Consider the following 24,849-nt stretch of genomic DNA (forward strand, 5'->3'; position numbering starts at 1 on the left):
AATAATTTAAGGAAAATCATAATGAAAGTTCGATATGCACTGCTGCCACTCATGCTCGTTTCAAGTCTTTGCTCCGCAGATACACTGAGCGACAAGGTTAACGCTTACTTCGAGGCACAAAAAGCCGTTGAACACCAATATTCAAAAGAGTCTGATGTTACCCACCTACTTACGCTTTTGACGCCAGACGCCTCATTCGAGCATCCTCGTTTTAATGCCGCGTTGTCAAAAGAAGAATACAAAAAAGGCCTACTCAGCTATCTAGGCCAATACGGAAAATGCGATATCGAAGTCACAAACATCATTGAAGGCCTTAATGCGGTGACCGTTGAGTATCTACATCCTTGCGTTGATCAGCAAGGTAACACGGATGAAAAAGAAAATAAGCAAAAGCTTATGACACTGTTTGAGTTTAGCGGCGAAAAAATAAAGCGTATTCGCCACTATTTTTAAGTGGCATTAAATATCAAGAAAATAGACCACATCGATTACCTAAGTGGCCTATTTACGCATTTTGATTATCACTCACCAAGTAATTTAGTTAGCCGCTCTTTACGAGCAACAAAGACATCGTAGCCACCATCACCCTTCGATGACAATGCCAGCGCTTTGTTTACTTGCTCTAAAGATGCTTGGTATTGTTTGTCGGTTTCATAGCCATATGCTAAGCCGTTGTAGGCATCTGCATTATTTGGATAGCGTGAAACGCCAAACTTAAACAACTTAATTGCTTCTTTCACGTTACCCATACTTACGTGGTAATAGCCAAGCTCTCTGATCACTGCTTCCTGTGGCTCAAAAACCTCGCCATATTGAGCAGACAGTTGTTGATAATACTTAGTAATAGAGCTCAATTCACCGGTATACGCACGAGCAGGCATTTGAGTTGGCAAAAACAGCTTTTGATACGCGCTAAACATACCAGCTGCAGACACAAGTCCATGAGGAACATTGTCGTAGGACTCACTGAAAAAGCGCAAATCATGTGGTTGATTTGCTGCTAGAAAGCGCGCCATATCGTCGTATCTTTCGCGCATCACGCCACCTTCCTCACCAATTGTGATATATAGAAAGTTATTTAGCTGCTTCGTTTTGGAAATAAACGCTTTGGTACTCTTTGCTGTCGCGCCAAAGTTCCACCATACCGCTGGGCTATAAGCAATATGCGCTTGAAATAGCTCAGGCTTTGCCTGCAAAGCATAAAGCGCAAAAGTACCCGCTGCAGATGCACCGGCAATGACTTTAAAATCATGAGTGCGGTAGGTCTGGTTCACATAAGGAATAAGCTCAGTCTCGATAAACTCTAAAAACTTGGATGCCCCGCCGCCAATATCCATAGGTCCTGCTGGCTCTTTATTCTTAGTTGGATAAAGATCTCTTAACCTGTCTGTATTTTCGATTGCAACAATAATAACTTCAGGTGCGGCAGAAACGTTTGCTCCTTGCAAACGCTCAAGTACAGCGGTCATCAACGGAAGGTTGCCTTTACCATCAAGGCGATAAATCACAGGGTATTTTTTATTGGAGTTGGTGTGATAATTTTTGGGTAGTTGAATTGTAAAAGTTCTCTTTTCATCAAGTACTTTTGACATCAAGGTTTTTGTTTGTTGCTCATATTCTTGTTTTGTCTTTTCTTCGGACTCTGCCATCGCAGCTACCGAAAAGAAAGCCGCTAAAGTCACAGCAAACAAGCACTGAACTGCCTTACCAATTCTCATTATTATTATTCCATTTAGTTGATTTCACTAACAAAGCTAGCATAATGGTTCAGGAATTGATAGCACCCCATGTCCCTCTTGTTGCTAGCTTACTTTTTAGATAGTCAGCGCATACACTTAAACCGAGAAATACAGCAAGGCGGCAATCACAAAGAAAACAACAATAACGCTGCTGCAGTTATCATTTCTGCCACTTCCTTTTATGATTTGGCCTAAAAAGCGTTCACTTACGCGATGGTTACTTAACTAAACCATCGACGTTTTTATCCAATACACTATAAATGGCTTTCATGGCGGGATCGACACCATTGAAGTAGCTTGCAGAGTCCGGCAATACCGGCATATGTGGTGCAATCCAAATACGGTGGTCTTCTGCGCGAGAAGTTTGGTGAAACTGCGACGAAACGAGTCCAAACACCCCACTGAACGGTAAACGGAACCTTCCAGCTTCACCAATATGATTTGGCCGAGAACCACTTGGCTCTCCAACCAATATAGCATTGGTAAAGCTATCAATATTGGTCAAGAGGTTTTGCGCTGCAGAAAAGGTATTACGTCCCATCACTACAAATAACTTACCTTCTGGCTTTGCCGCTTCAAAATAAATAAGTGCCTTTAGTAATGGTGGTAAGATGGAGCCATTGCCACCACTATTGTGTCGTAAATCCAGCACCAAGTGATTTACTTCACCGTCTTTTATTGTCTCTATCAACTCCGCACTAAATTGCGCTAGCGACTGCGTTTTCATCTGTGCAACGGCATTAAATTGCACGTACCAAACCTCATTACTTTTATCCACTTCGTACCAATAAGGTTTAGTGACGTTTTGCAGATATTGTGGGCTTTTTTGATGATTTTCTGGCAAAGTCGGAAAGCCGCGAAACTCGAATGATTGGCCACTAAGGCGAATGGTCTTTTGCGCGCTCTGCGCATTTTCTACCGTGATAGACACTTCATTTGACGCATCGATCAACTCTAGTCCAGCGAGTACTTCGGGCATGGCGAGATAATAAGGCGCAAGCCAAAGCTGCTGCATTTCATTATCTCGCGGATTAATCTCGGCAACTTTCGCCATTGCATCTGCGGTTGGTGTTTTCGCAAAGGCTGTGACTTTATAGCCGATTAAATCACTAAACTCAGCTTCAGCATCAACAATGTAAAGGCCATCGGTAAAGGCATAAAACTGCACTGGCAAACGAGTGAAATTCCCTTTTTCTCCGAAGGTCGGTACGATAAAGTTATGCCCGTTACCAAGCCTGCCTATCATTTGCATCATACCGAAGACAATTTGCTGATCAGTTAACTTGGGTATATCTGAGCGCAAATCATTTGCCAACGTAATTAAATCCGGGTTGTTACTTGCCTGTTCGTTAACATGCAACCGCTTAATTTCTGAGAGTAAGAAATCTAAATCTGCATTCCACTGCTGATCCCGAGTGAGCGAAGTGTCTTTATAGTTACCTGTAAGACGCTGAAATTGCATATTACCTTTGATGGAGTCGAAAACGCTTTTATTTGCTAAGCTACTGCGTTCGTCGTACCGTGCTGACAAGGACTTATTCAGCCACTGATTAGCTTCATCTACTTTCCCCTGTGCGGCATACGCGCCTGCAATCTTTATCATAATGTCATTTGAGGGGCGCGAACCGGTAGGAATATTGGTTAGGTTTACACCCAGTGACAACGCCTTTTTCAGCGCAATGATAGCTTGCTCATAATGCGCTAATTGTATTTGCGTTAATCCCAATAGATACCAAGTGTCTCCGTCATCTTGATACGACTTAGTAAGCTTTTGCAGTTGTGGTAACGCCTGCTGCCAATTTTTGCTACGTACCAACGCTAGTGCGTTGATCCGTGTATTTAGGTAATCCACTGGGGATTTAACATCTAGTTGCTGTGCAACATGCGCTTGTTCGCTCGTTGATGTCAGCACCCGAATAGGTTCAGCCTTTGCAGGCTGCGCGATAAACAAACTACTAAAAGTCAGGTAAGTGGCCACATGAGTGAGAAAACTTGAATACATCATCTTTATCCTTGTTATCGATTTAACTCCAGATTACCTATAACGACTTTATATGGCGTGCAATATCAGGATTTTGTACTTCTAGGACTTTTAAAAAACACTCAGAATTAAGTATAAGCAATTGTTTAATATACTTACATTAGTTTTGAAAATTGACTTGGAGTGTAACCCGTTTGCTTTTTAAAAACACTGTTAAACGAGGATTTTGAGTTAAACCCAGCATTCGTTGCGAGCGCTAACAAGTTGGGCGTTGTTTGCTTTTCGCACTGTAGTTGCTGTTTTACCTCATCGACCCGCAGGCTATTGATATACTCATTAAAGTTGTAACCACCACAAGTATTGATGGCCCAAGAGATATCCTTTACCCCAAGTCCAATAACCTCAGCAACGTCGTGAATAGTCAGGCGTGGCTGTCGATATAAATAGTGCTGCATAATCGTGTTATGAATTGCATTGAATATCTCGGTTGGATCTTCTGACTGTTTGTCCACCTCATTGAACGTTATTTCTTGGGCTTGCGTTATAGAATCTTCGAGGTGTGGTTGATGGTGTACTTTGACAACTAGGTAAAGATTAATTGCAAGTAACCAAACTAAGTCAATAAAATACCAGAGTGCTTTAGTGCTGGTTTCGTTGTATGTTTGCATATTGAGTCTAACCAAATCCACCAGAGCAAAGATCACAAACAAGACAACCGTTGTTCTTATCCATTGTAAATCGCACGTGTTGACGTCCGCTCTGATCTCCGCGGATGCTTGCTGGTAAAAGCCAACAAGTTGCACCGTAAAAGCAAAATAAATCAACTGACTGACAGTGCCAAACGCAATCACAAGCTGGGTGTATTCAGTAAATGGAAGCGCCAGCAAAACAGGTAAGAAATGTACTAATCTTCGCTCTTGCTTATCCCGATTAGCATGCAGTAGATTTTTAAACAGAAAATAGACTAAAGGCCCAGTAGCTAGGGTAAATACAGGCGTGATAAGTAAATAGCTTCTAGCCCCTAACGCTTCTTCAGCAAAATTGGTTGTCATCAGCACACATTGACATAACAAATAGATGACGAGCATTCTTGCGCGTGGTTGATTGGCAAAAATTAACATTGCGAGGAGATAAGCCCCAAGAGAGACGAGTTGGATTACATTAACTGGAACAATGTGAAATGACTGAAGCACAAGCCGTATTTTTATAATTATTTTTCGCTATTGTACGCCACATTGGCTAAAAACAACAACGCCAGCGTGCTAGCTGGCGTTGTAAATAAAGCAAAAAAACAATTTTACTTCTTCTTTTGCTGCTTACGTACATTTGCAATACGAGAGCGGTTTTTTAATCTCGCTTCTGCACTTGCTTGATTCGAAGGCTTATTCACCCGCGCCTTACGACGTTGATGCGCGGGTTTCTTCTGGATAGTTTCAACCAGTCTTTCACGATTTGCCACTTCGTAGCCCGGCAGATAATAGCGTGAAATTTGCTGCTCGATTAACTGCTCAATATGAATAAGGTCAGATTCTTCTTCGCGGCTTACAAAGGTGATCGCATAACCAAACTGACCTGCACGACCAGTTCTTCCGATGCGGTGAACATAATCTTCGGCAAGATAAGGCACATCGTAGTTAACCACGCGTGGCAGGCCAACGATATCCAATCCGCGAGCTGCGACTTCGGTTGCAACCATAACGCGTACTTTGCCTTCGGTGAACTCTCTTAAAGCGCGACGACGAGCGCCTTGAGTTTTATCGCCATGACATACATTTGCATCTATACCATCAAGCTTTAACTCTTCAACTAGCTTGTCCGCGGTTTCTTTCATATTGACGAACACCAGCACTTGTTGCCAGTTTTTGGTCCCGATCAGCTCAGATAGTAACTCGCGCTTACGTTCTTCTTTAACTGGATAAACAACGTGGCGAACCGTGTCGGCTGTACTATTTTCTGGCGTCGCTTGGATTAACTTAGGGTGTTCCAACACTTGTTTCGCGAACTGCTTCATTGCCGACGGGAAAGTTGCAGAAAACAACAATAGCTGCTTTTGCTTATCCACCAGCTCAATGATTTTTTGCATGTCGGTGATAAAGCCCATATCTAACATGCGGTCAGCTTCATCTAACACTAAGTGTTTAACGTTACTTAACGTGACATTACCTAGGCGGATATGATCTAACAAGCGTCCAGGGGTTGCCACTAAAATATCCACGCCCTGCTTTAAGCGCTCAGCCTGGCCATTGGCGTTAACTCCGCCAAACAGTGCCTGCACTTTTAAGTCTGTGTACTTAGCAAATGTCGCACAGTTGTTGGCGATTTGCTCGGCAAGCTCACGCGTTGGCGCCAAAATCAACGCTCTTGGCGTCGACTGTGCTTCAGCCTCAAGCAATTTTTGGATGATAGGTAATGCAAAAGCTGCGGTTTTCCCTGTTCCAGTTTGCGCTGTTGCGAGCACATCACTACCTTGACGGACAGCTGGGATAGCCGCCTGTTGAATTGGCGTTAATGTATGAAAATTGATGTCTTGCAGCGCATCTAAAAGAGGCTGTGCGAAACTAAATGAAGAAAACGTTGCCATAATAACCTACGACCGAGTCAAAAACGGTCGCAGATTATAAATGACAAACCGACTTTTAACAAAACTTAAGCAAGGTTTCGTCAATTAATTTTGGTGTCGAGCCAACAAAGTCACTTTCTTTTAACTGAGAAAGGAGTTCAATCCCCTCTTTTTGCTGTGCTGGCGACAGTGGCACATAAGGCAATCTAAATACCGGTTTGACTGCGCCAGTCATAATTAAAGCTGAATTGATAGCAATTGGATTTGGTTCGCAAAAGAGCCAGTTCATTAACGGTTGCAAAGACTGGTTAAGCGCTTGGTTAGGCGTGTCCATCAATTGCCTGAACAAGCCCGGAATAATGTTTGAAGCAACAGAAATAACGCCATGAGATTGGCTGTTATGACGGCTATCGTGGGCTTGATCATCGTTACCTGACCAACACGCAATGCCTTTCGCTTCATAGTGTGCGATACGCTCATCACCCGCACATTCTTTCATACCAACAAAATGCTTGTGGCTGGCCAGCGGCTCAATGATATCAGGCGTAATGTCTTGTCCCGTTCTGCCAGGCACGTTGTAAATAAAGCCAGGACCGATTTCCAAGACTTCTTTCAAGTGTGCCTTCACACCCGCAATTGAGGTTTTACCATAATACGGGTTTATTTGTAATGCACAGTGCATACCTGATGCAAACCCATATTCAGTCGCTTTTTTTGCTTCTCTGGTGTTATTGCTGCCAGTGTTACCAACAATCAGCAGTTTATCGCCAAACTTATTCGCAGAATGGGCAATGAGCATTAAGTGCTCTTCCCAATTCATCAGTTGGCCTTCACCCGTGGTGCCACCGACAACAATACCATCGACACCGCCGGCGATTTGCGCTTCGACTAGCTTGTCGTAAGTATCTAAGTCAATTTCACCCGCCATTGTGTAAGGGGTTTTAATAGCGGTAATTAAGCTTGCTTTTTTTATTGATTGGATCTGATGCATGGTCTTTCTATTACTCTTCCAGTTGACAGCCATTTTTACCATAAATCTGACTGAGATCCGACCCATAAACCTGAGTAAATCGGTTAAATCTAACGAAATTTAACTTTAGTGCTTGTTATTTGCGTAAAGATCCAGCAAAATCAAAAACACTGTATATTTATCCAGTTTAATTTTATGGGACTGACACATTTTCTAAATACGCACTTTTATACCACTTTGGAGCTGAGCAGCAGCTTAAAGATACCTGAAGAACAGCTCTTAGAATGGCAACAAATGAGCCTATTCCCAAATCCGAGTTATAGTATTCAAAATCAAATTAAGTGTAGTTCGTACTTTGGCCTGTACGAATGTGAAGAATATACTGATTTTTATGCCCGAGGCCTACTCAATTGGGGGCAACTGTTACTTAAACATAAAGTAGATCAATCAAGTAGTGCATTTGAGTTATTTCAACAGCGTTACTGTGAAGCACTTACGAAATGTATTGAAAAAGGCTTTTACACCGAAGATCCAAGCTTTAGTGATGACCTTACAGAGCATGTACAGCAAGTTTGGCAACAGTTCTTATGTGGCAAGTATGGGGTGATCAGCCAAAATGGTCTCGTAGAGGAAGCGCTTTATATTGACCTAGGCCGCGCGATTATCGACGACATTACAGAAGCAAGAACCGCCAGCAGCATTGCCCCAGAGCAACGTATTCAAGTACATAGCGCCATGAAGCTACTAAACAAAGCATTGGCAGCCAATACTCAAGCTGAGCAAACAGAATCGCTACGCACTCGATACATTGACCAATTGATTAGTAAGTACGACTTATCAATCAAATAATCTGCAGTCTGGCGCACAACCGTTTCGCCAGACAATCTATGCGTATTTATATTTGCTGTTCTATGTGCGCACGAATTATCTCAAATGCTTTTAAGACCTTTAACTGATCTTTACATAAGCTGTCGTACCAAGCATCGAACAGTTCATCATCTTGCTCACTGAGCGTTTGATACTGTGCCAGTAGTGTCACTATGTCACTATGTGTGCAAGAGAGTGTGTCTAATTCTTGCTGTAACGCGCTGTCATCGCTGCTGTGAAGCTTAGCCAAAATTGAGTTATCTAACTCAGCATGTTTATCCATAATAAATGCTCTATATCTGTATTGCGTTAGCGAACAAAGTACTTTCGCGAACGTACTAGGTTTTAATTATTTGCTAGACCTCTCTCATTTAGTGAAGGTTATTAACCGTTAAGCCAGCCTCATTTGGATCTCACTCTTTTATCTCATATCTATCAAACCAACAGGCTTACATCGATAGCTATATTCCAAAAAAGTCTATTCGCTACTATTCCGGTTAGGTGTCAACACCAATATGACTACTTGAGAAACTATCTAGAACTAGTTATATCAGGCAATTTTAAGGAAAGTAAGCCCCTTTTAATCAACTGCTCAAGATGCATTCAGTTTAGTTCCGCATGCGTCGACAAATTAGGCGTATCGCGCTAAATAGCGGCAACGACAAATTAGTTGTTGAGAATAGTTTTTATTTGATTTATATTGATACAATATAACAACACATTATTTAGGAGTCGTTGTCGTGAAACCCAATATCCACCCTGATTATCAACTTGTTGCCTTCCATGATACATCGGTTGATAAGTACTTTATTGTTGGTTCAACCATTAAATCAGACAGAACCGTTGAACTAGATGGTAAGACTTACCCTTACTTCCCAATTGACGTCTCTAGTGCATCTCACCCTTTCTACACTGGTAAACAGAAGTTGGTGGCAAGTGATGGTCGAGTTGCACAATTTAACCGTCGCTTTAAGAACCTTGCGACTAAAAAAGGATAAACCAGATGAAAGTACTGAGCTCACTCAAAAGCGCTAAAAATAGACCGGGGTGCCAAGTCGTAAAAAGACGCGGTCGGGTTTACGTAATTTGTAAATCTAATCCGCGATTTAAAGCGGTTCAAGGTAAAAAGAAGAAGAAACGTTAAAGGTCAAAATAAGTACGTTTTAAAGGTGGGCATTGCCCACCTTTAAACTAAAAGGCTAGTCTTTTGCTTCCCACAATGAGAATTCGCCTAGTTGAATTAGGCGTCCGCTAGCGCCGCCAATTCCACCGCCTTCACGGGTATGCTCAAGTTCCAAACGATACTGGGTATACGCATTTGGACTCTCGATAGCAAAGCTATAGTATTCCATCGTATTAGGTAGTTCGTTGAACTGTTGAGTATCTAGCGTAATCCAATTCGTACCGTCATTTGAGCCCTGTAGCTGCCACGCATTAGGAAAGCGATGAGGGTTGTCTCCCGCTGTCGCTAATGAGTAGTATTTTGCTGTTTTAGCGCTGTCAAACACATAGTTAACCTGGGCCTTATCAACCTGCTTTATCGGCAACAAGTCAGGTGCATATTGTGCAAGCCAAGCAGGGGCTTCCAACACCACATTAAATTTAGAGGTAATATTTCTATCATTAAGCTTGTCTGCCCCCTCATTAAAAGGCACAAGTGCAGTTCCGTTTGTTGTTACCTGAGTGCTAGTGGGTGCAAAGTTCTGATAGCCAAGTGGTACTGGTGGTAACTTACCGACGCTTGCAAGGTAGACTTGATACTCTTCAAATACTGCATCAATGCCACGTTGTTCACCAAATATAGACTTAAAAGCGGTGTCTAAACTCCACGCATCAAGCGTTTTTGCTGCCGCATTAAACTTACGGATAAAATCGGTGTTACGATGACTGTTTTCTACCCACTCAAAGAAGAATGCTGTTTGATCGTAAGCATCAACATTGTAGTGTTCCATCCAGCGAACTCCACCGCGTCTATGCTCTAAGTAACCAGCATCTATTCGAATAAAGTTAGCTAGCGCTTCAAGATAGGTGTGATAATCCGTGCCCGGACGATATTCTCCTTCAGCCGGAACGTTGTTGTAACCATGGGTCAGCTCATGCCACAGCACGCCAATAACTTCGTTACGGATAGCCTCATCTCCAAGACCCTCTAGGTTGGCGATGTGCTTAACATCAAACCTAAGCTCCATAAATTTGCCTTCACCGGCCTTTGAAGCCGGCGCATCAAAGTCTCCGGTAATAAAAGTAACGTGCTCAAAAACGTTGATTTCGGTTACATTATTAAACAAGCGCTTGGCAATCTTCAATGAGATCTCATGAATAAGGGCATTTAGGTCTGGTACTGCACGTTCAAGCGCCAGCTGTCCTGGGTGCTCTGGTAGTTCCTTTTTCACTTCGATTACAGGCTCTGGAAACCCAGCCCATGGCGAGGCTGGCTCCCACACACGGATAAAGTCTTGCTGAACTAATGTCGCTTCCCCTTTGTCGTTACTCGCAACCAGTGTAATGGTTTTTGGCCCTAAAGCTTCAAACTTAACCAATGGGCTTTGCTCTGTACTTGTCGCAGGAATACCACCTTCAAACGTCCACTGCCAGCTAGTCGGGTTAACCAACGACTCATCTCTAAAAACAATATACTCAGAGACTTCAGGAGTCGTGTTTGTCGCATTAAATGCGACGATAGGAATATCCGATACCGTTTTGATTTCGAGTTCCGCTAGTTGCGTAATATCAGCACCATAGCTATCTGTACCACCATGTACTAAATCAAATTTGAAGTAGCGATACTTTTCGCCGCTTTCGGCCAATTCAAAATTGCGAGTCAGTCCTCGAGCAGAGAATACTTCTCCCGCTCTTGAGTCCAGCTCAATCCACTCAGCTTTATCATTTGAGCCATATACGACCCACTGTTTTGGATCTCGGTTTGCTTCATCGTTTGCTGACGTAAAGCTATATTCTCTAAGTTCAATCTCTGTCGCGGCTTTAAACACTACAGTGACGTTTGACGCAAAAGCCAGGAATTTTGTACTCGTGTTAGCGTCGATAAGTTTGTCGACACTTTCACCTGCGGGCGAGGCTTGTACACCATCCGCTAAAATAGCCTCAATCTCAACCCCAGTATCTGAGGTGATATTACGCAATGCGCCAGAGTCTGGCTGCCCAGATGATTGAGTTTGCTCTGGCTTATCACGTTCAACAAATTCAGACCCATCATTACAGCCTATTAGTGTCGCAGCAACGGCCATTGCCACCGTTGATAGCATTAATTTTCTCATTTCGTTACCCTTTATTATTAAAATTGGTAGTTAACTTTTAGTAAGAACTCACGCCCATTCGTGTCATAATTACCCGCTTTATAAAATGGGTAACCTCTAAACGAGTCATCTTGAGGCGGCATCGCATTTAATAAGTTTTGAACCGTAAACATCACTCGCGTATTGTCATTGATGTAATGGCCAATGGTTAGGTTATGCTTTATCCATGCAGGTAACTTTTCTCTTTGACCAAAATCAGCACCGTTCCAATTTTTTCCTTTATAATTTACCTGCCATGAAATTGCGGTCTTTTCCAACTGCCAAGTCAGGTTAAACGATGCCATATCTTTGAAGTTATAGTTATCTTGACTGTCTAGCACATCCTCAAGCGGATCTTCGGGACGAAGCTTTTCTTTTTTCTTTAAAACATGGCTGTAATCAAGCTTATAAATAAACTCACCAAGCTCTGACTCAAACGTGCCCTTCACACCAAAGTTGACGCCGCCATGCTGCCTTTCCGCGGCGTTTATATAACCTTCTCTGATAATTGCTGCGGTGTACGGTAACCCTTTTTTCGTGTTCCCTAACCAGTCGGTTGCCAGACCATCTTGATCAAAACGCTGTACTCTGTCTTGCATATTGGCGCATTTAGCAGAAGATGAATCAATTAAGCCGTTTTCACACTTCCAGACATTATCAAGAATTTCGCCAGACCCAAGTCGAGTAATTTTGTCTTTTAAGACAATGTCATAAACATCAACATTGAATGACAGCTCAGGGGAGTACTCATACACAAGACCGAACGTTAATGAATGACCAGACTCTTCTTTTAAAGTTGGATCGCCTGCCGAGATTGTCTCAAAGTCAGCATCTAGCTTTGGCTCATTGCTATTTGTTGTGTCTAAGTCTGCACAGCTGATAGTTAATGCATCAGCATTATATTGAGCGGGATCCCCTGTGGTTTGAAAACGTAGACATGCATCTGCAATCACTCTGTCCGAGCCTCGTCCAAAGTTACCAGCAAACCCTTGATATACTGAGCTCATGCTAGGACCACGGAACGTTGTGCCATACGCACTTCTTAGCATCAGCGCGTCAGTAGGAGAATATTTAAAACCAACTTGATAAGTAAATGCCCCACCAACATCAGAAATATCATCATAGTGGTCATAACGCAGCGCTATTTCACTAGAGATCTGTTCAGTAATTGGGATCATAAATTCTGTCGCCGCAGCATAACGGTTACGTTCACCATCGGTGATAACGCCAGTTAGACCAACAAACTCTTTATTTAGTATTCTGCTATCGGGCGTCGCCCTCGTCCCTTCTTTCATCAGCTCAATATATGCGGCAAAAGACACAAATCCTGCTGGCAACTCAAATAAATCCCCGGACAGATCTGCGGTTAGGGTTTCATTGAACGATAAGCCATCGTAGGTTGCCCAATCAGCCATGTTATACATATTGTCTTGGGTCAGAGGTGCAAAAAAAGCTTGGTAATTTGGACGGTAGATTGGCATGCCATCAACCTCTCCCAACTTAGGGCCTTTTAGCCAGTTATTTCCTTCAACCGTGTGATGCAAGTACCTATCAGAGAAGTCGTATTGTGAACGGCTGAAGCCAACGGAGTAATAGTAATCTGCTACCTCCCCTTCAAGACCAAAACTAAATGAATAAGATTTATCATCGTATACTCGACCTAAGCCATCATTTGTATATTCTGAATCATTCACTATCCGCCACATATACTTAACTGGAGCGCCATAGCCACCAGCTTTATTTTTGATATCTGGATCCCAAAACATGGATCCGTGAATTGACTCTGCATGAGCAAAGAAGAATGGATTTCGTGCCCCTTTCTTTTCTTGATCGATATAAAATCCGTTAACAAAAAAACTGTGTTCGTCGTTGATACTGTACACCGAGTTGATATACAAACTCATGGTTTCAACTTGGTTACGGAGCAAGTTGTTGCCGGTTTCATCCCACCCACAGCTTAGGCCGTAATCATTGCGGCTAATAAAGTGCTGAACCGCAGTCGGGTGTGGATTATCATCTGTATTACAGTACTGCGCTGAATATTGATTTTTGAACTCGGTATTCTCAGCCCATACGGTAATGGAACGATTGAGCTCTCGCTTGTTTGTTGGATCTGGATTATCCCAAACGCTGTCATGAAAAGGTCTGTCGGCACCAGTTAGCGCCTCTTCCGTCTTGTATTCTAGTGAGTAGTCAAACGTAAAGTCGTCTTGCTCAAAACCACCAACAAACGACAAGCCTTTTTTATCACCCGTACCATAAGTATCCTGGCCATAGAATGCTTCAACGACATGCTCGTCCATACCTTTTTTGGTGATAATATTGACTACCCCAGCCATCGCATCTGAACCGTAGATTGCAGAGCCTCCGCCGGATTGAATATCGATGCGCTCAACCATCGCCGTTGGCAACATATCGAGATTAACAAAATTGGTTTGGCCACCGTACGGCATTGGGTAATAAGCCAAGCGCTTACCATTAACGAGAATTAGTGTGTATTCAGGTCCAACACCTAACAGGTTTAACTCTTTGGCACCAGGTGTATAGGAGCCAGTTTCTACTTCACCGAGAACGGCACCACTGGCGGCTGAAATACTACTCAGTGCATCATACACTGTGTTAAAGCCACTTCTGACCATATCAGCGGAAGAGAGACTTTGGACATTGGTAACACCTTCAATGGCGATACGCTTGATACGAGATCCTGTCACCTCAACGCGTTCTATTTCTTCTGCTTGTTCTTCTGTTGCGGCTGTTACTGAGTTAGTTGCTACCGCTGCTAGGACAGCAGCAGCGATCAGGCTATGTTTATATATTATTGTTGTCATAAGACCCCCATAATTTAAAGGAACGTTCCAATTTTTATTAAAATTTCATTTCTCCCTTAGCAAAACCAACAAAGCTTCAGGCAGAAATCAAAAAGGGAACGTTCCAATTATGAGCAATAAAACAAACCTGTCAACAAATTATGTACATTTACAGCATAGTGATGACAAGTTGTAATCATCTAGTTCTTGCTAGTTCACTGCAATTTCTTGGCAGTTAGCACACTTTGATAGCGAGACCAGAGCTTATCAAGAGGCTCTCCAGTAACTGATTTTATTGCATCTTCAAATGACCAATCTTCTATTTCTACCGCAGTTTGATTAAAACGATAGGTAAAATCTGGATAAGACTCAGCGAGCCACGCAAGAAAAAACCCTGTATTTGTGTATCCACCAATCCAAGAATCCGACGGCTTAGGTGAACGGGTTTTATGGTATCCCGCTTGAATGCGAATGAGATCCGCCATTCCTTCAATAAATGCATGTACATCGGGCTCAGAATAACTTCTCTCTTTTGGAAATAGCTGATATCCATGTGTAAGTTCGTGCCAGAGCACACCAAGGAGTTCGTATTCCACTTGCTCATCTGGCTGCGCAGCGAGTTTTTCGGTGATGTACTTTGAACTAAACACGATTTCCATATTTGTTTCGTCTCCAGAACGATACGCTATTGTGTCCATCCACTTCAGCCTAAATGTGACTTGCTCAAACTCTGGTAACTCTGCAAAGTGTTTGTACAACCTTGGGGCCAGTTGGCGAGTTACGTCATCCACCGTAGTGGCTATATCAGGAAATAGCGCTTGCAGGCGTTTCGACCCTGCCGACTCAGTATCTTCAATAACTACTTTGACCTTTGGCGGCTCAAAGCCTTTCCATGGTTGAGTTGGATCGTAGATTTTTAAATAGTTCGCACGGGTTTTTAGGTCCGAACCATGCGCATTTTTAGTGACTAGAGTGACATCGTAGTTACCTGGCTTGTCATAAACTACTTCAACACTTTTTGCGTTTGGCAGCATCGCTTTGCCCTCAACCTTCCAATTCAGTGCTGTTGGTGAGTTTGCAGATATCGACTGCAGAGAAACTGGCTCATTAAGCTTGGCAACAGTTTTATCTGCAGTAAAATTTGCCAGCGGTAAGTTTGTTTCTGCATAGAGTGCCAGATCAGCGATTTGCAAAAAACGGTCACCCCACTGCGTTTTACCTTCCTGTGCCACAGTAAAGCGCACGTACCTTGCATCCGTTGTTTTGGGTAGGTCAAAAGCGAGTGTTTCACCTCGCCTTGAAAATACGATATCGTTGCGTTTATCAGCCACTTGCCACACCTTACCATCTTTAGATACGGCTACAGTCCAATGCTTTGGATCTCGCGCGGGGGCATCTTGGGCTGAAGTGAGACGATATTGTCTGAGCGCTTTTACGTCTTTCAAGTCAAATACAATCTCAGCGCTGGATTGCTTAGATAAGAATTTGCTTTTTAGCGACCTATCAACTAACTGCTCTATCCCCTCACCTTGGATTTGCTCCTTTACGTCACTCGTTACAGAGAATGCATCGCGTTCGGTGATGTCGTAGAGCGCATTGGCATTCGCTAATGAGGAGCCACAAAATGAAAGTAAAATTAGACTGGCTAATGAGGAGGTTTTCATTGAAATTTCCCAGATTAAAAACAAACATACTGGATCGTTCCAATTTATAATGCAACTTATTTTGAGTAGATTTTTACGTAATATTTAATAAGTGCAGAAAAGGATAACGCTATTTCATCGCTTTTGGATCTTATGGAAGACTAACGAGCCTGAGAGGTAAAGCCACGGCTCGCTAGTCTTTTTGCCATATTCAACTAAAGCCAAGACCGATAAGCAAAGCCGCTGTGATAGAACAAGGAATAACCACAGCGATAGGATAAGTTAACTATTCGAATCTCAGGTTAACTACCAAATAGTAACTCCCAAAAGCCCGGTGGCTCGTGTAGTTTGTGGTATTGCTTTCTCAGCTCATCAATTTTTAATAGCATTTCACGGGCTTTCTCGACTCTTCCCGAGTCTATTTCATGGCTCGCCTTAGTAATGGCTTCGAGTACTTTATCCAAGCCCTCAACTGACTCGGCAGACACCTCTTGCTTAAACTGAAATTGCTTACTTTCATTAACGAGTGTAGTCAGCTCGGTTAAGTGTGCTTGCATTTCTTGAGCAGATTGCGCTTTCATAGCCTGCTTATAAATATGGCCCATTTCCTTCATGGTTTTATTCAATTCGCTTGACTCATGCGCAACCCCTGACACCGAAAACAACAACACGAATATAAATACGATTTTTCTCATCAAAGTCCCCTTACTCTTTGCGCGCTAGTATAAAGCAATTAACGCATGAGCTAAATTCAATGCTATGAAAAATATGCTGGTTCCGAATAGCATTCAAAAAACAGGCAGATAGCGCAACGATTCTAGCGTAAACTATACTTATATTAATGACGTCGCGTATTTAGCAGCACACTTTTTGAATATCAAAAATGTAGAGACTTATGATCCGAAAATTGTTGTTCATCTTTTTATTTTTATCGCCGATGGCCGTGCTATCTGCACAACGATTCAACGTTCAATTTGTAAACCCCGGTTTTGCAACAAAAAACCCTACCGGAGACTTTTGGTATAACGTCAGCAACGTGATGACTGCGGCCGCTAATAACATGAATATTTCCCTCAAAATTAGTTATGCGCAGCGCAACCATATTTTGATGAAATCGCTCGTAGAGCAAGCCTTGAAAAGTGATGCTGATTACCTTGTGCTGGTTAACGAAAAATCGAGTGTCGTTCCCTATTTGTTAAACACCAAAGCCACCAAAATCAAGATTATTTTCTTGCTCAACGGACCGACTAAAACAGAGGAAGTAGCTCTGTTAAAGTCAGGACACCAAATTATTGGCACCATTGAGCCAGACAATTTCCAAGCCGGTTTTAAATTAATGCATCAACTTGCGCGAAAAGCACTTAGGTCCTCCAATCCATCGCAACATGTATTAGCTTTGCTAGGAGACGTGGCGACGACTGCGGCATTAGACCGACAAAAAGGCATGCGCGCTTATCTTGAGCACCATACAAAGCTAGAATTAATCGCAGAGGCAAATTGTCAATGGTCTCAGAATGAAGCTTATCGTCTCACTAAAGCGTGGTTACAGCGAGACTCCGCAATTACAACCGTTTGGGCTGCCAATGATCCTATTGCTTATGGCGCATTACTCGCTGCTAAAGAGTTAAACCGTAAGATCGTCATAGGTGGGATTAATTGGGATGAAGATATTGCGCCTAAGTTAGATGTTTCGATCGGAGGGCATGTGTTGCTTGGGGCCTATACTTTAGCTCGACTAGCACAATATCATAGAGACTTTACACCAATAGACAGCGTGACCTTGTCTATTTTCGAATCGCTGGATGACGCTCACTTACCTTTGTATCATGCCATACATGGAAACTTTCCTGAACACCTGGACTTTTTACGTTACATTAACGATCCAGCGCAATTTACCATTACAGAACTAACTCACTCACTTAATAAAAATAACCACAATAATAATGTGAAGAATTGAGAATTTAAGAACGATTAATTAATGCAATAAACAAAACCCAGAAAGATAATGCAATTTACACCTGTCTAATCTTTACGCATTGACAGCGATGTCAACACCTGTTTTAGTAACAAACGTAAACAACATGTAAAACAGGTGAAATATGAAAAACAGTAATACAGTAGTAAAACTTCTTAAGCTTTCGACCCTTAGCGCTTGCGTTTGTGCAAGCCTTGCAGTTGCTCACGCAGATACACAGCGCGTTATTGTCACGTTAAAAGACAGCGCAACACCAAATGTTCTGCCAGTGCGCTTAAATCAAGCGGAAACGGCGCAGTTTAAAGCGCAGGCTTTGTCTGAAGCTGCCTACTCCACCTTGGGTACTGCTGCAGTCAACACATTGCCAAGCATTAATGCATATGTCGCCGAAGTTTCTTCTACGCAAATGCAACAACTACAAGCAAGCGGTAATATTGCACACGTAGAAGTTGACCCTAAACGCTATTTGCCAAGTGTAAAAACTTCGGCAATTGATTTACTCGCTGAAACCACACCTTATGGCATTAATATGGTGCAGGCTAACCAAGTATCTGACGGCTACAGCGGCAACCGTAAAGTCTGTATTATGGATACAGGTTATACGCTAGGTCACCAAGATTTACCTAGCACAGGCATTACAGGTAATGATGGCTACGGTAACTACGATACAGGTGTGTGGAGTAACGATGGTAACGGCCACGGAACACACGTTGCCGGCACAATCGCCGCTTTAGGTGGTAATGGCACAGGTGTGGTCGGGGTGAATCCATCAGGGCAACTAGGTCTTCATATTGTTAAAGTGTTTAATGACCAAGGCCGCTGGGCATACGGTTCCGACCTCATTAAAGCAATTGAGCAGTGTGAGCAGGCTGGCGCCAATGTAACCAGCATGAGTTTAGGTGGCAGCGGCAGCTCTACGGCAGAACGAAGCGCATTTGAGCAGAGTTATCAGCGTGGCATGCTACATATCGCAGCCGCAGGCAACGCGGGTAATAGCTCGTTGAGCTACCCAGCATCGTATAATGCAGTTGTATCCGTGGCAGCAGTAGACAGTTCTGAGTCAAAAGCCTCTTTCTCTCAATACAACAGCCAAGTAGAAATTGCAGGCCCGGGTGTTGGTGTAAACTCAACCTGGAATAATGGCGCGTATCGCAGTATTAGTGGGACTTCAATGGCAACACCGCATGTCTCTGGTGTCGCAGCACTAGTGTGGAGCCACTTCCCGCAATGTACAGCTCAGCAAATTCGCCAAGTGTTGAATACAACAGCAAAAGACAAAGGCCAAGCAGGTCGTGATACTTCTTACGGCTATGGTATTGTGCAAGCAAAAGCGGCGGTTGATTATCTAACAAATAATGGTTGTGATACTTCAGGTGCAGTCAATGCAAACTTTAACTTCAGCGTGTCCGGCCTCACTGCGACATTTAACAACCAATCAACAGCAGGTAGTTATCAGTGGGAATTTGGTGACGGTGCAACAAGCTCACAAACCAACCCAGCACACACCTACGCAAGTGCTGGTACATACCAAGTGACACTCACTGTGACAGCTTCAAATAACAAAACTGCTTCTAAGACTCTAGCAGTTACCGTTAGTGATGCACCAGCTGGCTGCAATGGTATCCAAGAATGGAATACAACTAAGTTCTACAATACGGGCGACCGGGTTTCATTTAAAGGCTTTGAATACCGTGCTACGTACTGGTCACAAGGCGCAAGCCCAGAGATCTACTCAAACGTTTGGACTAAAGTCGCGCAATGTAAGTAATATCAATTAGTCATTTAAGTGGCGCTTAAGCGCCACTGTTTAATGCTAACATTGCACTACAACACAGAATAACAGAGATCATAAGCCATTCTTTTGTTGAAATTATCTCTTTAAAAAACCACATCCCAAGCATACTTGCGCTGATTATGCCAATGGCTCTTTTCAATCCTTCAACAAGCCCCGGCTGAATTTCGGTTAACGCCTGCATTTGGAAGATAACAGCGACAGCGAATACCACTGCAGAAATAGTCCAGAGCAACCAATGTGCGCGGAAATTTTGATTTTTAAACTGTGGTCGTAACAAGATTAGATTAACAAAAAATACCATAAAGGTTAGAAACCCAGCATGAAAAGAGAGCGAGCTGTATTGCAAAGCCTGTTTATCGAACACGATGCAAAGCCCCCAGCAAAAAGAGGTGATTGCAACTTGTTTTGCACCTGGCTCTTGAAAAGAGAATCTGCCTCCTTGCAATAAAAATGAAGCGAGAACAATCGCAGCGATTAGCATTGACTGCAGCGTGGTTAAAGGTTCTCCAAGTAGCAACCAAGCAAACACACCTGCAAGTGCTGGAGTGATAGATAACAGAGGCAGGATAACCGCCATTCGCCCAAGCGCAAGCGCTTGAATAAAGTTTACGCTACCAATTGCAGCCAACATTCCGCTAGCTATCGCAGGCGCTAGATAAGCAGAACTTGGGAGCTGTTTGTCAAAAACCAACCAATAGCCTACGTATGCAGGTAAGACTAGCAGACTAAATATCACCGACATTTGTGCGGCTGAATAATGACTTGCTAGCCTTTTTCGTAAAAAATCAAATACAGCCCAATTTAACGCACTGAATAAGGCTATGGCCATTTATTATCCCTGTTGTAATGCTATTTCCGTTTGAAATTTCATGTAATCATTGATTTTTACATGGTCCGGTTTCCAACCCAACAGAAAGCGATAAAAGTCAGCCCACACCACAGGCCACAACGACTCCCACTCAGAAAGGATCTGAGCGATATCAATAGAGGCTGCTTTGCCTAATAATTCTATTCTCAACATATCTAAATACAATTTGAGATACTCATCGGCATGCAGGAGCTGTTCTTTTTCGTCTAATACCGACGTAATAAACAGCATTAAGTCTGATACACCAATACCCTTTCCAACATACTGAAAATCGAATCCCAGTGCTTGATCGCCATTAAAGGCAAAGTTAGCAAGCTTAGCGTCGCCATGGATCCAAGTATGCCAATGGCTATTTTTGATACGATCTCGTAATCGAGGTGCCGCTTGTTTAATGCTACTGTGTTGCATTCGCTCAAGTTCATCCGGTCGTGTATCTAGGTGCCAATAATTTCCTTGCTCCCACACATGCTCTGCAGGGCTTTGTAAAAAGTGAGCATGGAATTTAGCTAACCACCCTATCACTGCTAATATTTGTGACTCGGATGGATTAGCGGTTTGCGAAAAACCCTGAGTTGAGAAGTCTCTAAAGACGATGTAGTCCATCCCTTCACTTACCCCTTCACCTAAATAACTCGGCGTATTACAGGGTGAGAGTAACTCGCATGCATGATGCTTGTAAAAGTGACGTTCTACTTGATAAGACTTAGCTTTACGCGCAAGCGCTACTGAAGATTGTTCAATTCGCCGATGTGCAATGTCACTAGGCACTTTAGTGCGCTTAATTGCAAGCTTCCCAGCATCATGATTGATAAATAACATATCACCACAACCGCTCCATAATTGTTGCTCTTGCTGTGTTGACATAGGCGCAGAAATTACATCGTTCGGAATACTTATTTTCACTGTGTTACACCCTTTTGTTATTTAACCTGAGAGCCGTTCAATAAATAGCCAAACTTCTTTATTGTATAACTCAGGTTACTTAAACACAGTACAACCCCTTACTTACTATTACGAATACCAATTTGCTTAATTAAGTGATCTATTTTGAGACGAGATAATCTTGTCGATAACTCCGCTACCGCATCCTGTTACCGCCAAGGTATCTACATCCATATAGACAAGGCAAAAATTTTGCTATTTAGTTGTTCTAAATAAAAAATTTTAACGCTGTTAACGTCAGATATGCTCCTTCAAATTGAGCAAGTATTAACAAAAAATTGGTATAATAAGCAAACCGTTTTACAGTGCTTGATAATTATAGCTGGTGTTATTATCTTTACCCAACATGAAAAAGCCCTTAACCAATTGGTTAAGGGCTTTTACTTTTACAAAAAAGTTATTTGTTTAACTTACTCATTCACGGCTTGCTTGACTGTTTCTTTCGCACTTTGTTCATCTAACAAGTTTAAATCGAAGTCAAACTCATCCACTCGGATTGCTTTTTCACGCTTGCGATTGTAATCAACCAGTTTTGCATACTCTTCTTCGTTGATAAGGTTACCAACGAGCGCATTATCTAATGTTTGCTCGAAACGAACACCTGGTTGGATCTCGCGCTTGCGAACTGCCTTTTTAACTTTGGCAAGCAGGTCAAGGCAACCCATCTTAGCTTTATATGCTTGCTCATTGATATCATGACCATCACCTGCGGTAGGCTTCACAAGATGAGTAAGCTGCGCTTTGATTGGCGTATCCATTTGCGCCGCGGCGGCCAATTCTCTGATCATATCATCATTAATTTTGGGCATTTGTTTACCACTAAACTGCATCGTGATCACACGCATAAATTTACGAGTACCACTTGCCGGGAAGTTATCTAAGAATTTATGTAGCGCTTCTTCTGCACTGATAAGTGCATGCCTTGTCGCATAATGGAAATAAGGTGCTGCTTGCTCACGCTCTGCTACCGCTACTTTTTGCTCATAGTATTTGATTGAAGCCATTGCTGCATACAAGTGACTCATTACATCACCAAGGCGTGCTGACAGCATTTCTGCTTGTTTCAGCTTTCCACCTAGTACGAGCAATGAAAAGTCTGCGTATACCGCAAGCTTAGCTGCTAATCTATGTGCGGCTTTTTCATACGCACGCACTTCAGGTAATGGTGATTTTGCATCAGCCGTGAATGGCATAAGACCATATTTGAAAGCACGTAAGCTGTTGGCAACACTATAGCTAACTGTTTTTGTCAAAATACCACGGAATTTACTGTCGGCGTCTTTCTCTTCGCTGTGAATAGATTCAACCATCGACTGTAGATATGGGTGACAGCGCATTACACCTTGACCAAAGATCATCAAGTTACGCGTTAGGATGTTTGCACCTTCTACGGTAATCGCTATTGGCTGGGCAACATAACCGCTTGCAAGGGTATTCTGAGGACCATTTTGAATAGCCTTACCTGCAAGAATATCCATTGCAGAGTCCAATACGTCACGACCAGTTTCAGTCATGTGGTATTTTGCAATTGCTGTTACTACAGATGGCTTAAGACCCATACCTAAACCTTCTGTTGTTAATACCCGCATCGCCTCTTGCATGTATGCTTTGCCTGCAATATCTGCAAGCTTTTCTTGAATACCTTCAAATTGACCGATCGAGAGACCAAATTGCTCACGTACCGCCGCATATTCAGATGCCGATTTCAGTGCGACTTGGCTAGTTGAAACACCTAGCGCCGGTAAAGAAATACCACGCCCTGCACCTAAGCAACTTACCAACATCTGCCAACCGCGACCGATATTCTTCTGGCCACCGATGATAAAGTCCATTGGGATAAAGACTTTTTCACCACGTGTCGTACCGTTATAGAAGCGTATTCCCATCGGGTCATGACGGTTTCCAAGTTGCACACCCGGATGGTCATGTGGAATTAACGCACAGGTGATCCCTAGTTCTTTTTTACCGCCTAGTAATCCCTCAGGATCCAATACTTTAAAGGCTAAACCGAGTACCGTCGCAATCGGCGCAAGTGTGATATAGCGTTTGTCCCATGTTACTTCAAGACCAAGTACTTCTTCACCGTTATACATGCCGTTTTTAACAATACCTTGGTCCGGAATGCCACCGGCATCGGAACCAGCTTCAGGGCTTGTTAGCGCGAAACATGGAATATCACGACCGTTTGCTAAGCGAGGAAGGTAGTGCGCTTGCTGCTCTTTAGTGCCGTAATGAAGCAATAACTCACCCGGACCTAGTGAATTAGGAACCATCACCGTTACCGCTACCGCAGAGGATTTAGTCGCAATTGTACCCACTATCGTTGAGTTTGCGTAAGGGCTAAACTCTAGACCGCCGTATTCTTTTGGAATGATCAAAGAGAAAAATCTCTCTTTTTTCAAAAATTCAAGCACATGCTCTGGCAAGTGTTTGCCATTTTGAATTTCCGAGTCATCGATCATACCCATTAATTCTTTAACTGGACCTTCTAAAAAAGCTTGCTCTTCTGCACTTAGCTTAGCTTCAGGTACAGCACGAAGCGCCGAAAAGTCAGGCTTACCTTGATAAATTGACCCTTCTAACCAAACATCACCTGCATCTAATGCTTCTTGTTCTGTAATTGAAATGCTTGGGAGGATCTTTCTTAAATTCGTTCTTAGGCTCATAATTAACTCATCCGACCAGATAGATATATCTACATTACGGCATAAAAATTCGTTTAGATCAATTACTCTACTTAATTTTTTAACGGCTTTTTTACTGAGTTATCGAGTGATTAATATAAATGACTGCTAAATTAATGGCTTACAGCTGTAAGTCGAAAAAAGTAAATTACTGTTCTTAGGGGGGAAATAGGAGTAAAAGAGGGACTTTGACACCCTTAGCAGTTCTAGACTGACATTTTATCTATAATAAAGATGGTTTTTAAAACCAGCACTGCCATTAAAACAGTGCGATTTTTGCTTTGCATAGCTGCTCTACCGTAGCAGGTGAAACAACGACTTCAACTCCCCGCTTGCCCGCACTAACATAAATTTGCTCAAATGCTAAAGCACTCTCGTGAAGTAACGTGGGCAGCTGCTTTTTCTGCGCAAACGGGCTTATACCGCCAATTAAATAACCAGTTACCTTTTGCGCGTTTTGTTGATCTGCAAGCTGTGCTTTTTTCCCCATACACGCTTTAGCAAAGGCTTTTAAATCCACTTGTTGCGTGGCGGGAGAAACAGCTACATACAATTTACCATCAACGTCAATCAGCAGGGTTTTAAATACTTTTTCTCGGTCTAGGTTGAGCTTTTTCGCTGCTTCATTAGCAAAGTCGTGATCGTTAGGGTCGTGCTCAAATTGCAGCACTTGGAACGCCACTTTCGCCTTTTTAAGTAGGTTAATTGCCGGTGTCATTACAAAC

The 24,849-nt window shown here is 42.8% G+C and carries 20 protein-coding genes; 6 read left to right on the forward strand and 14 right to left on the reverse strand.

Going from position 1 to position 24,849, the window contains the following annotated elements; genetic code table 11:
- Nucleotides 1–21 precede the first annotated feature (21 nt).
- A complete protein-coding gene (locus DS891_RS06625) occupies nt 22–453 on the forward strand; it encodes a nuclear transport factor 2 family protein (protein ID WP_174169252.1) in 432 nt (143 codons plus the stop codon).
- Nucleotides 454–521: 68 nt separating this feature from the next.
- Here the strand turns inward: DS891_RS06625 and DS891_RS06630 are convergent, their stop codons facing one another.
- The 5 genes from DS891_RS06630 to DS891_RS06650 all read right to left on the reverse strand — a co-directional run bounded on the left by DS891_RS06630 (nt 522) and on the right by DS891_RS06650 (nt 7,271).
- Nucleotides 522–1,718, reverse strand: coding sequence for an alpha/beta hydrolase-fold protein (locus tag DS891_RS06630; protein ID WP_174169253.1), 1,197 nt, complete (start codon nt 1,716–1,718; stop codon nt 522–524).
- Nucleotides 1,719–1,956: 238 nt separating this feature from the next.
- Nucleotides 1,957–3,744, reverse strand: a complete 1,788-nt coding sequence (locus tag DS891_RS06635; protein ID WP_254605735.1) for a CDC27 family protein — start codon at nt 3,742–3,744, stop codon at nt 1,957–1,959.
- A 131-nt stretch (nt 3,745–3,875) separates the two neighbouring features.
- The gene (locus tag DS891_RS06640; RefSeq protein ID WP_174169254.1) at nt 3,876–4,772 is read right to left on the reverse strand and encodes an AraC family transcriptional regulator; all 897 of its coding nucleotides are present in this window, start codon (nt 4,770–4,772) and stop codon (nt 3,876–3,878) included.
- 245 nt (nt 4,773–5,017) lie between these two features.
- Complete coding sequence (locus DS891_RS06645) at nt 5,018–6,301, reverse strand: DEAD/DEAH box helicase (RefSeq protein WP_010605367.1); 1,284 nt, start codon at nt 6,299–6,301, stop codon at nt 5,018–5,020.
- A gap of 55 nt (nt 6,302–6,356) precedes the next feature.
- On the reverse strand, nt 6,357–7,271 hold the full coding sequence (locus DS891_RS06650) for a dihydrodipicolinate synthase family protein (RefSeq protein WP_174169255.1): 915 nt from the start codon (nt 7,269–7,271) through the stop codon (nt 6,357–6,359).
- Between the two features lie 174 nt (nt 7,272–7,445).
- Here DS891_RS06650 and DS891_RS06655 point away from each other — a divergent pair, with 174 nt between their 5' ends.
- Nucleotides 7,446–8,099: a DUF6058 family natural product biosynthesis protein gene (locus tag DS891_RS06655; RefSeq protein WP_029215798.1), complete on the forward strand. Its 654-nt coding sequence runs from the start codon at nt 7,446–7,448 to the stop codon at nt 8,097–8,099.
- Nucleotides 8,100–8,145: 46 nt separating this feature from the next.
- Here DS891_RS06655 and DS891_RS06660 read toward each other — a convergent pair whose 3' ends face one another.
- The gene (locus DS891_RS06660; RefSeq protein ID WP_010373062.1) at nt 8,146–8,400 is read right to left on the reverse strand and encodes a hypothetical protein; all 255 of its coding nucleotides are present in this window, start codon (nt 8,398–8,400) and stop codon (nt 8,146–8,148) included.
- 457 nt (nt 8,401–8,857) lie between these two features.
- On the opposite strand from DS891_RS06660, the gene DS891_RS06665 reads away from it, so the two are divergent.
- Together DS891_RS06665 and ykgO are read left to right on the forward strand one after the other, a co-directional pair.
- Complete coding sequence (locus DS891_RS06665) at nt 8,858–9,115, forward strand: type B 50S ribosomal protein L31 (protein WP_010373063.1); 258 nt, start codon at nt 8,858–8,860, stop codon at nt 9,113–9,115.
- Nucleotides 9,116–9,120: 5 nt separating this feature from the next.
- Nucleotides 9,121–9,261, forward strand: coding sequence for a type B 50S ribosomal protein L36 (ykgO, locus tag DS891_RS06670; RefSeq protein WP_010373066.1), 141 nt, complete (start codon nt 9,121–9,123; stop codon nt 9,259–9,261).
- Nucleotides 9,262–9,316: 55 nt separating this feature from the next.
- Here ykgO and DS891_RS06675 read toward each other — a convergent pair whose 3' ends face one another.
- The 4 genes from DS891_RS06675 to DS891_RS06690 all read right to left on the reverse strand — a co-directional run bounded on the left by DS891_RS06675 (nt 9,317) and on the right by DS891_RS06690 (nt 16,555).
- Nucleotides 9,317–11,392: a basic secretory protein-like protein gene (locus tag DS891_RS06675; protein WP_174169256.1), complete on the reverse strand. Its 2,076-nt coding sequence runs from the start codon at nt 11,390–11,392 to the stop codon at nt 9,317–9,319.
- A gap of 17 nt (nt 11,393–11,409) precedes the next feature.
- Nucleotides 11,410–14,238, reverse strand: coding sequence for a TonB-dependent receptor (locus tag DS891_RS06680; protein ID WP_174169257.1), 2,829 nt, complete (start codon nt 14,236–14,238; stop codon nt 11,410–11,412).
- 194 nt (nt 14,239–14,432) lie between these two features.
- Nucleotides 14,433–15,881: a basic secretory protein-like protein gene (locus tag DS891_RS06685; protein WP_174169258.1), complete on the reverse strand. Its 1,449-nt coding sequence runs from the start codon at nt 15,879–15,881 to the stop codon at nt 14,433–14,435.
- A gap of 281 nt (nt 15,882–16,162) precedes the next feature.
- Complete coding sequence (locus DS891_RS06690; protein WP_174169259.1) at nt 16,163–16,555, reverse strand: cytochrome b562; 393 nt, start codon at nt 16,553–16,555, stop codon at nt 16,163–16,165.
- 200 nt (nt 16,556–16,755) lie between these two features.
- On the opposite strand from DS891_RS06690, the gene DS891_RS06695 reads away from it, so the two are divergent.
- Nucleotides 16,756–17,817: an ABC transporter substrate-binding protein gene (locus DS891_RS06695; RefSeq protein WP_174169260.1), complete on the forward strand. Its 1,062-nt coding sequence runs from the start codon at nt 16,756–16,758 to the stop codon at nt 17,815–17,817.
- Between the two features lie 142 nt (nt 17,818–17,959).
- The gene (locus DS891_RS06700; protein WP_174169261.1) at nt 17,960–19,603 is read left to right on the forward strand and encodes a S8 family serine peptidase; all 1,644 of its coding nucleotides are present in this window, start codon (nt 17,960–17,962) and stop codon (nt 19,601–19,603) included.
- A 25-nt stretch (nt 19,604–19,628) separates the two neighbouring features.
- Here DS891_RS06700 and DS891_RS06705 read toward each other — a convergent pair whose 3' ends face one another.
- From DS891_RS06705 to ybaK, 4 genes are all read right to left on the reverse strand, one after another.
- Entirely contained in the window at nt 19,629–20,459 is an 831-nt protein-coding gene (locus DS891_RS06705) for an EamA family transporter (RefSeq protein ID WP_174169262.1), read from the reverse strand.
- Between the two features lie 3 nt (nt 20,460–20,462).
- Nucleotides 20,463–21,401 (reverse strand): phosphotransferase, encoded by a 939-nt coding sequence (locus DS891_RS06710; protein WP_174169263.1) that lies wholly within the window; start codon nt 21,399–21,401, stop codon nt 20,463–20,465.
- 449 nt (nt 21,402–21,850) lie between these two features.
- Nucleotides 21,851–24,106: an acyl-CoA dehydrogenase gene (locus tag DS891_RS06715; RefSeq protein ID WP_102058008.1), complete on the reverse strand. Its 2,256-nt coding sequence runs from the start codon at nt 24,104–24,106 to the stop codon at nt 21,851–21,853.
- 277 nt (nt 24,107–24,383) lie between these two features.
- A complete protein-coding gene (gene ybaK, locus DS891_RS06720; RefSeq protein WP_102058007.1) occupies nt 24,384–24,842 on the reverse strand; it encodes a Cys-tRNA(Pro) deacylase in 459 nt (152 codons plus the stop codon).
- Between the last annotated feature and the right edge of the window lie 7 nt (nt 24,843–24,849).

The organism is Pseudoalteromonas sp. JC28 (assembly GCF_013319255.1).
Classification (GTDB): Bacteria; Pseudomonadota; Gammaproteobacteria; order Enterobacterales; family Alteromonadaceae; genus Pseudoalteromonas.

Coding starts and splice junctions, on each gene's coding strand:
- DS891_RS06625 (WP_174169252.1), top strand. CDS start 22: ATGAAAGTTCGATATGCACTGCTGCCACTCATGCTCGTTTCAAGTCTT.
- DS891_RS06630 (WP_174169253.1), bottom strand. CDS start 1,718: ATGAGAATTGGTAAGGCAGTTCAGTGCTTGTTTGCTGTGACTTTAGCG.
- DS891_RS06635 (WP_254605735.1), bottom strand. CDS start 3,744: ATGATGTATTCAAGTTTTCTCACTCATGTGGCCACTTACCTGACTTTT.
- DS891_RS06640 (WP_174169254.1), bottom strand. CDS start 4,772: ATGACAACCAATTTTGCTGAAGAAGCGTTAGGGGCTAGAAGCTATTTA.
- DS891_RS06645 (WP_010605367.1), bottom strand. CDS start 6,301: ATGGCAACGTTTTCTTCATTTAGTTTCGCACAGCCTCTTTTAGATGCG.
- DS891_RS06650 (WP_174169255.1), bottom strand. CDS start 7,271: ATGCATCAGATCCAATCAATAAAAAAAGCAAGCTTAATTACCGCTATT.
- DS891_RS06655 (WP_029215798.1), top strand. CDS start 7,446: ATGGGACTGACACATTTTCTAAATACGCACTTTTATACCACTTTGGAG.
- DS891_RS06660 (WP_010373062.1), bottom strand. CDS start 8,400: ATGGATAAACATGCTGAGTTAGATAACTCAATTTTGGCTAAGCTTCAC.
- ykgO (WP_010373066.1), top strand. CDS start 9,121: ATGAAAGTACTGAGCTCACTCAAAAGCGCTAAAAATAGACCGGGGTGC.
- DS891_RS06675 (WP_174169256.1), bottom strand. CDS start 11,392: ATGAGAAAATTAATGCTATCAACGGTGGCAATGGCCGTTGCTGCGACA.
- DS891_RS06680 (WP_174169257.1), bottom strand. CDS start 14,238: ATGACAACAATAATATATAAACATAGCCTGATCGCTGCTGCTGTCCTA.
- DS891_RS06685 (WP_174169258.1), bottom strand. CDS start 15,881: ATGAAAACCTCCTCATTAGCCAGTCTAATTTTACTTTCATTTTGTGGC.
- DS891_RS06690 (WP_174169259.1), bottom strand. CDS start 16,555: ATGAGAAAAATCGTATTTATATTCGTGTTGTTGTTTTCGGTGTCAGGG.
- DS891_RS06695 (WP_174169260.1), top strand. CDS start 16,756: ATGATCCGAAAATTGTTGTTCATCTTTTTATTTTTATCGCCGATGGCC.
- DS891_RS06700 (WP_174169261.1), top strand. CDS start 17,960: ATGAAAAACAGTAATACAGTAGTAAAACTTCTTAAGCTTTCGACCCTT.
- DS891_RS06705 (WP_174169262.1), bottom strand. CDS start 20,459: ATGGCCATAGCCTTATTCAGTGCGTTAAATTGGGCTGTATTTGATTTT.
- DS891_RS06715 (WP_102058008.1), bottom strand. CDS start 24,106: ATGAGCCTAAGAACGAATTTAAGAAAGATCCTCCCAAGCATTTCAATT.
- ybaK (WP_102058007.1), bottom strand. CDS start 24,842: ATGACACCGGCAATTAACCTACTTAAAAAGGCGAAAGTGGCGTTCCAA.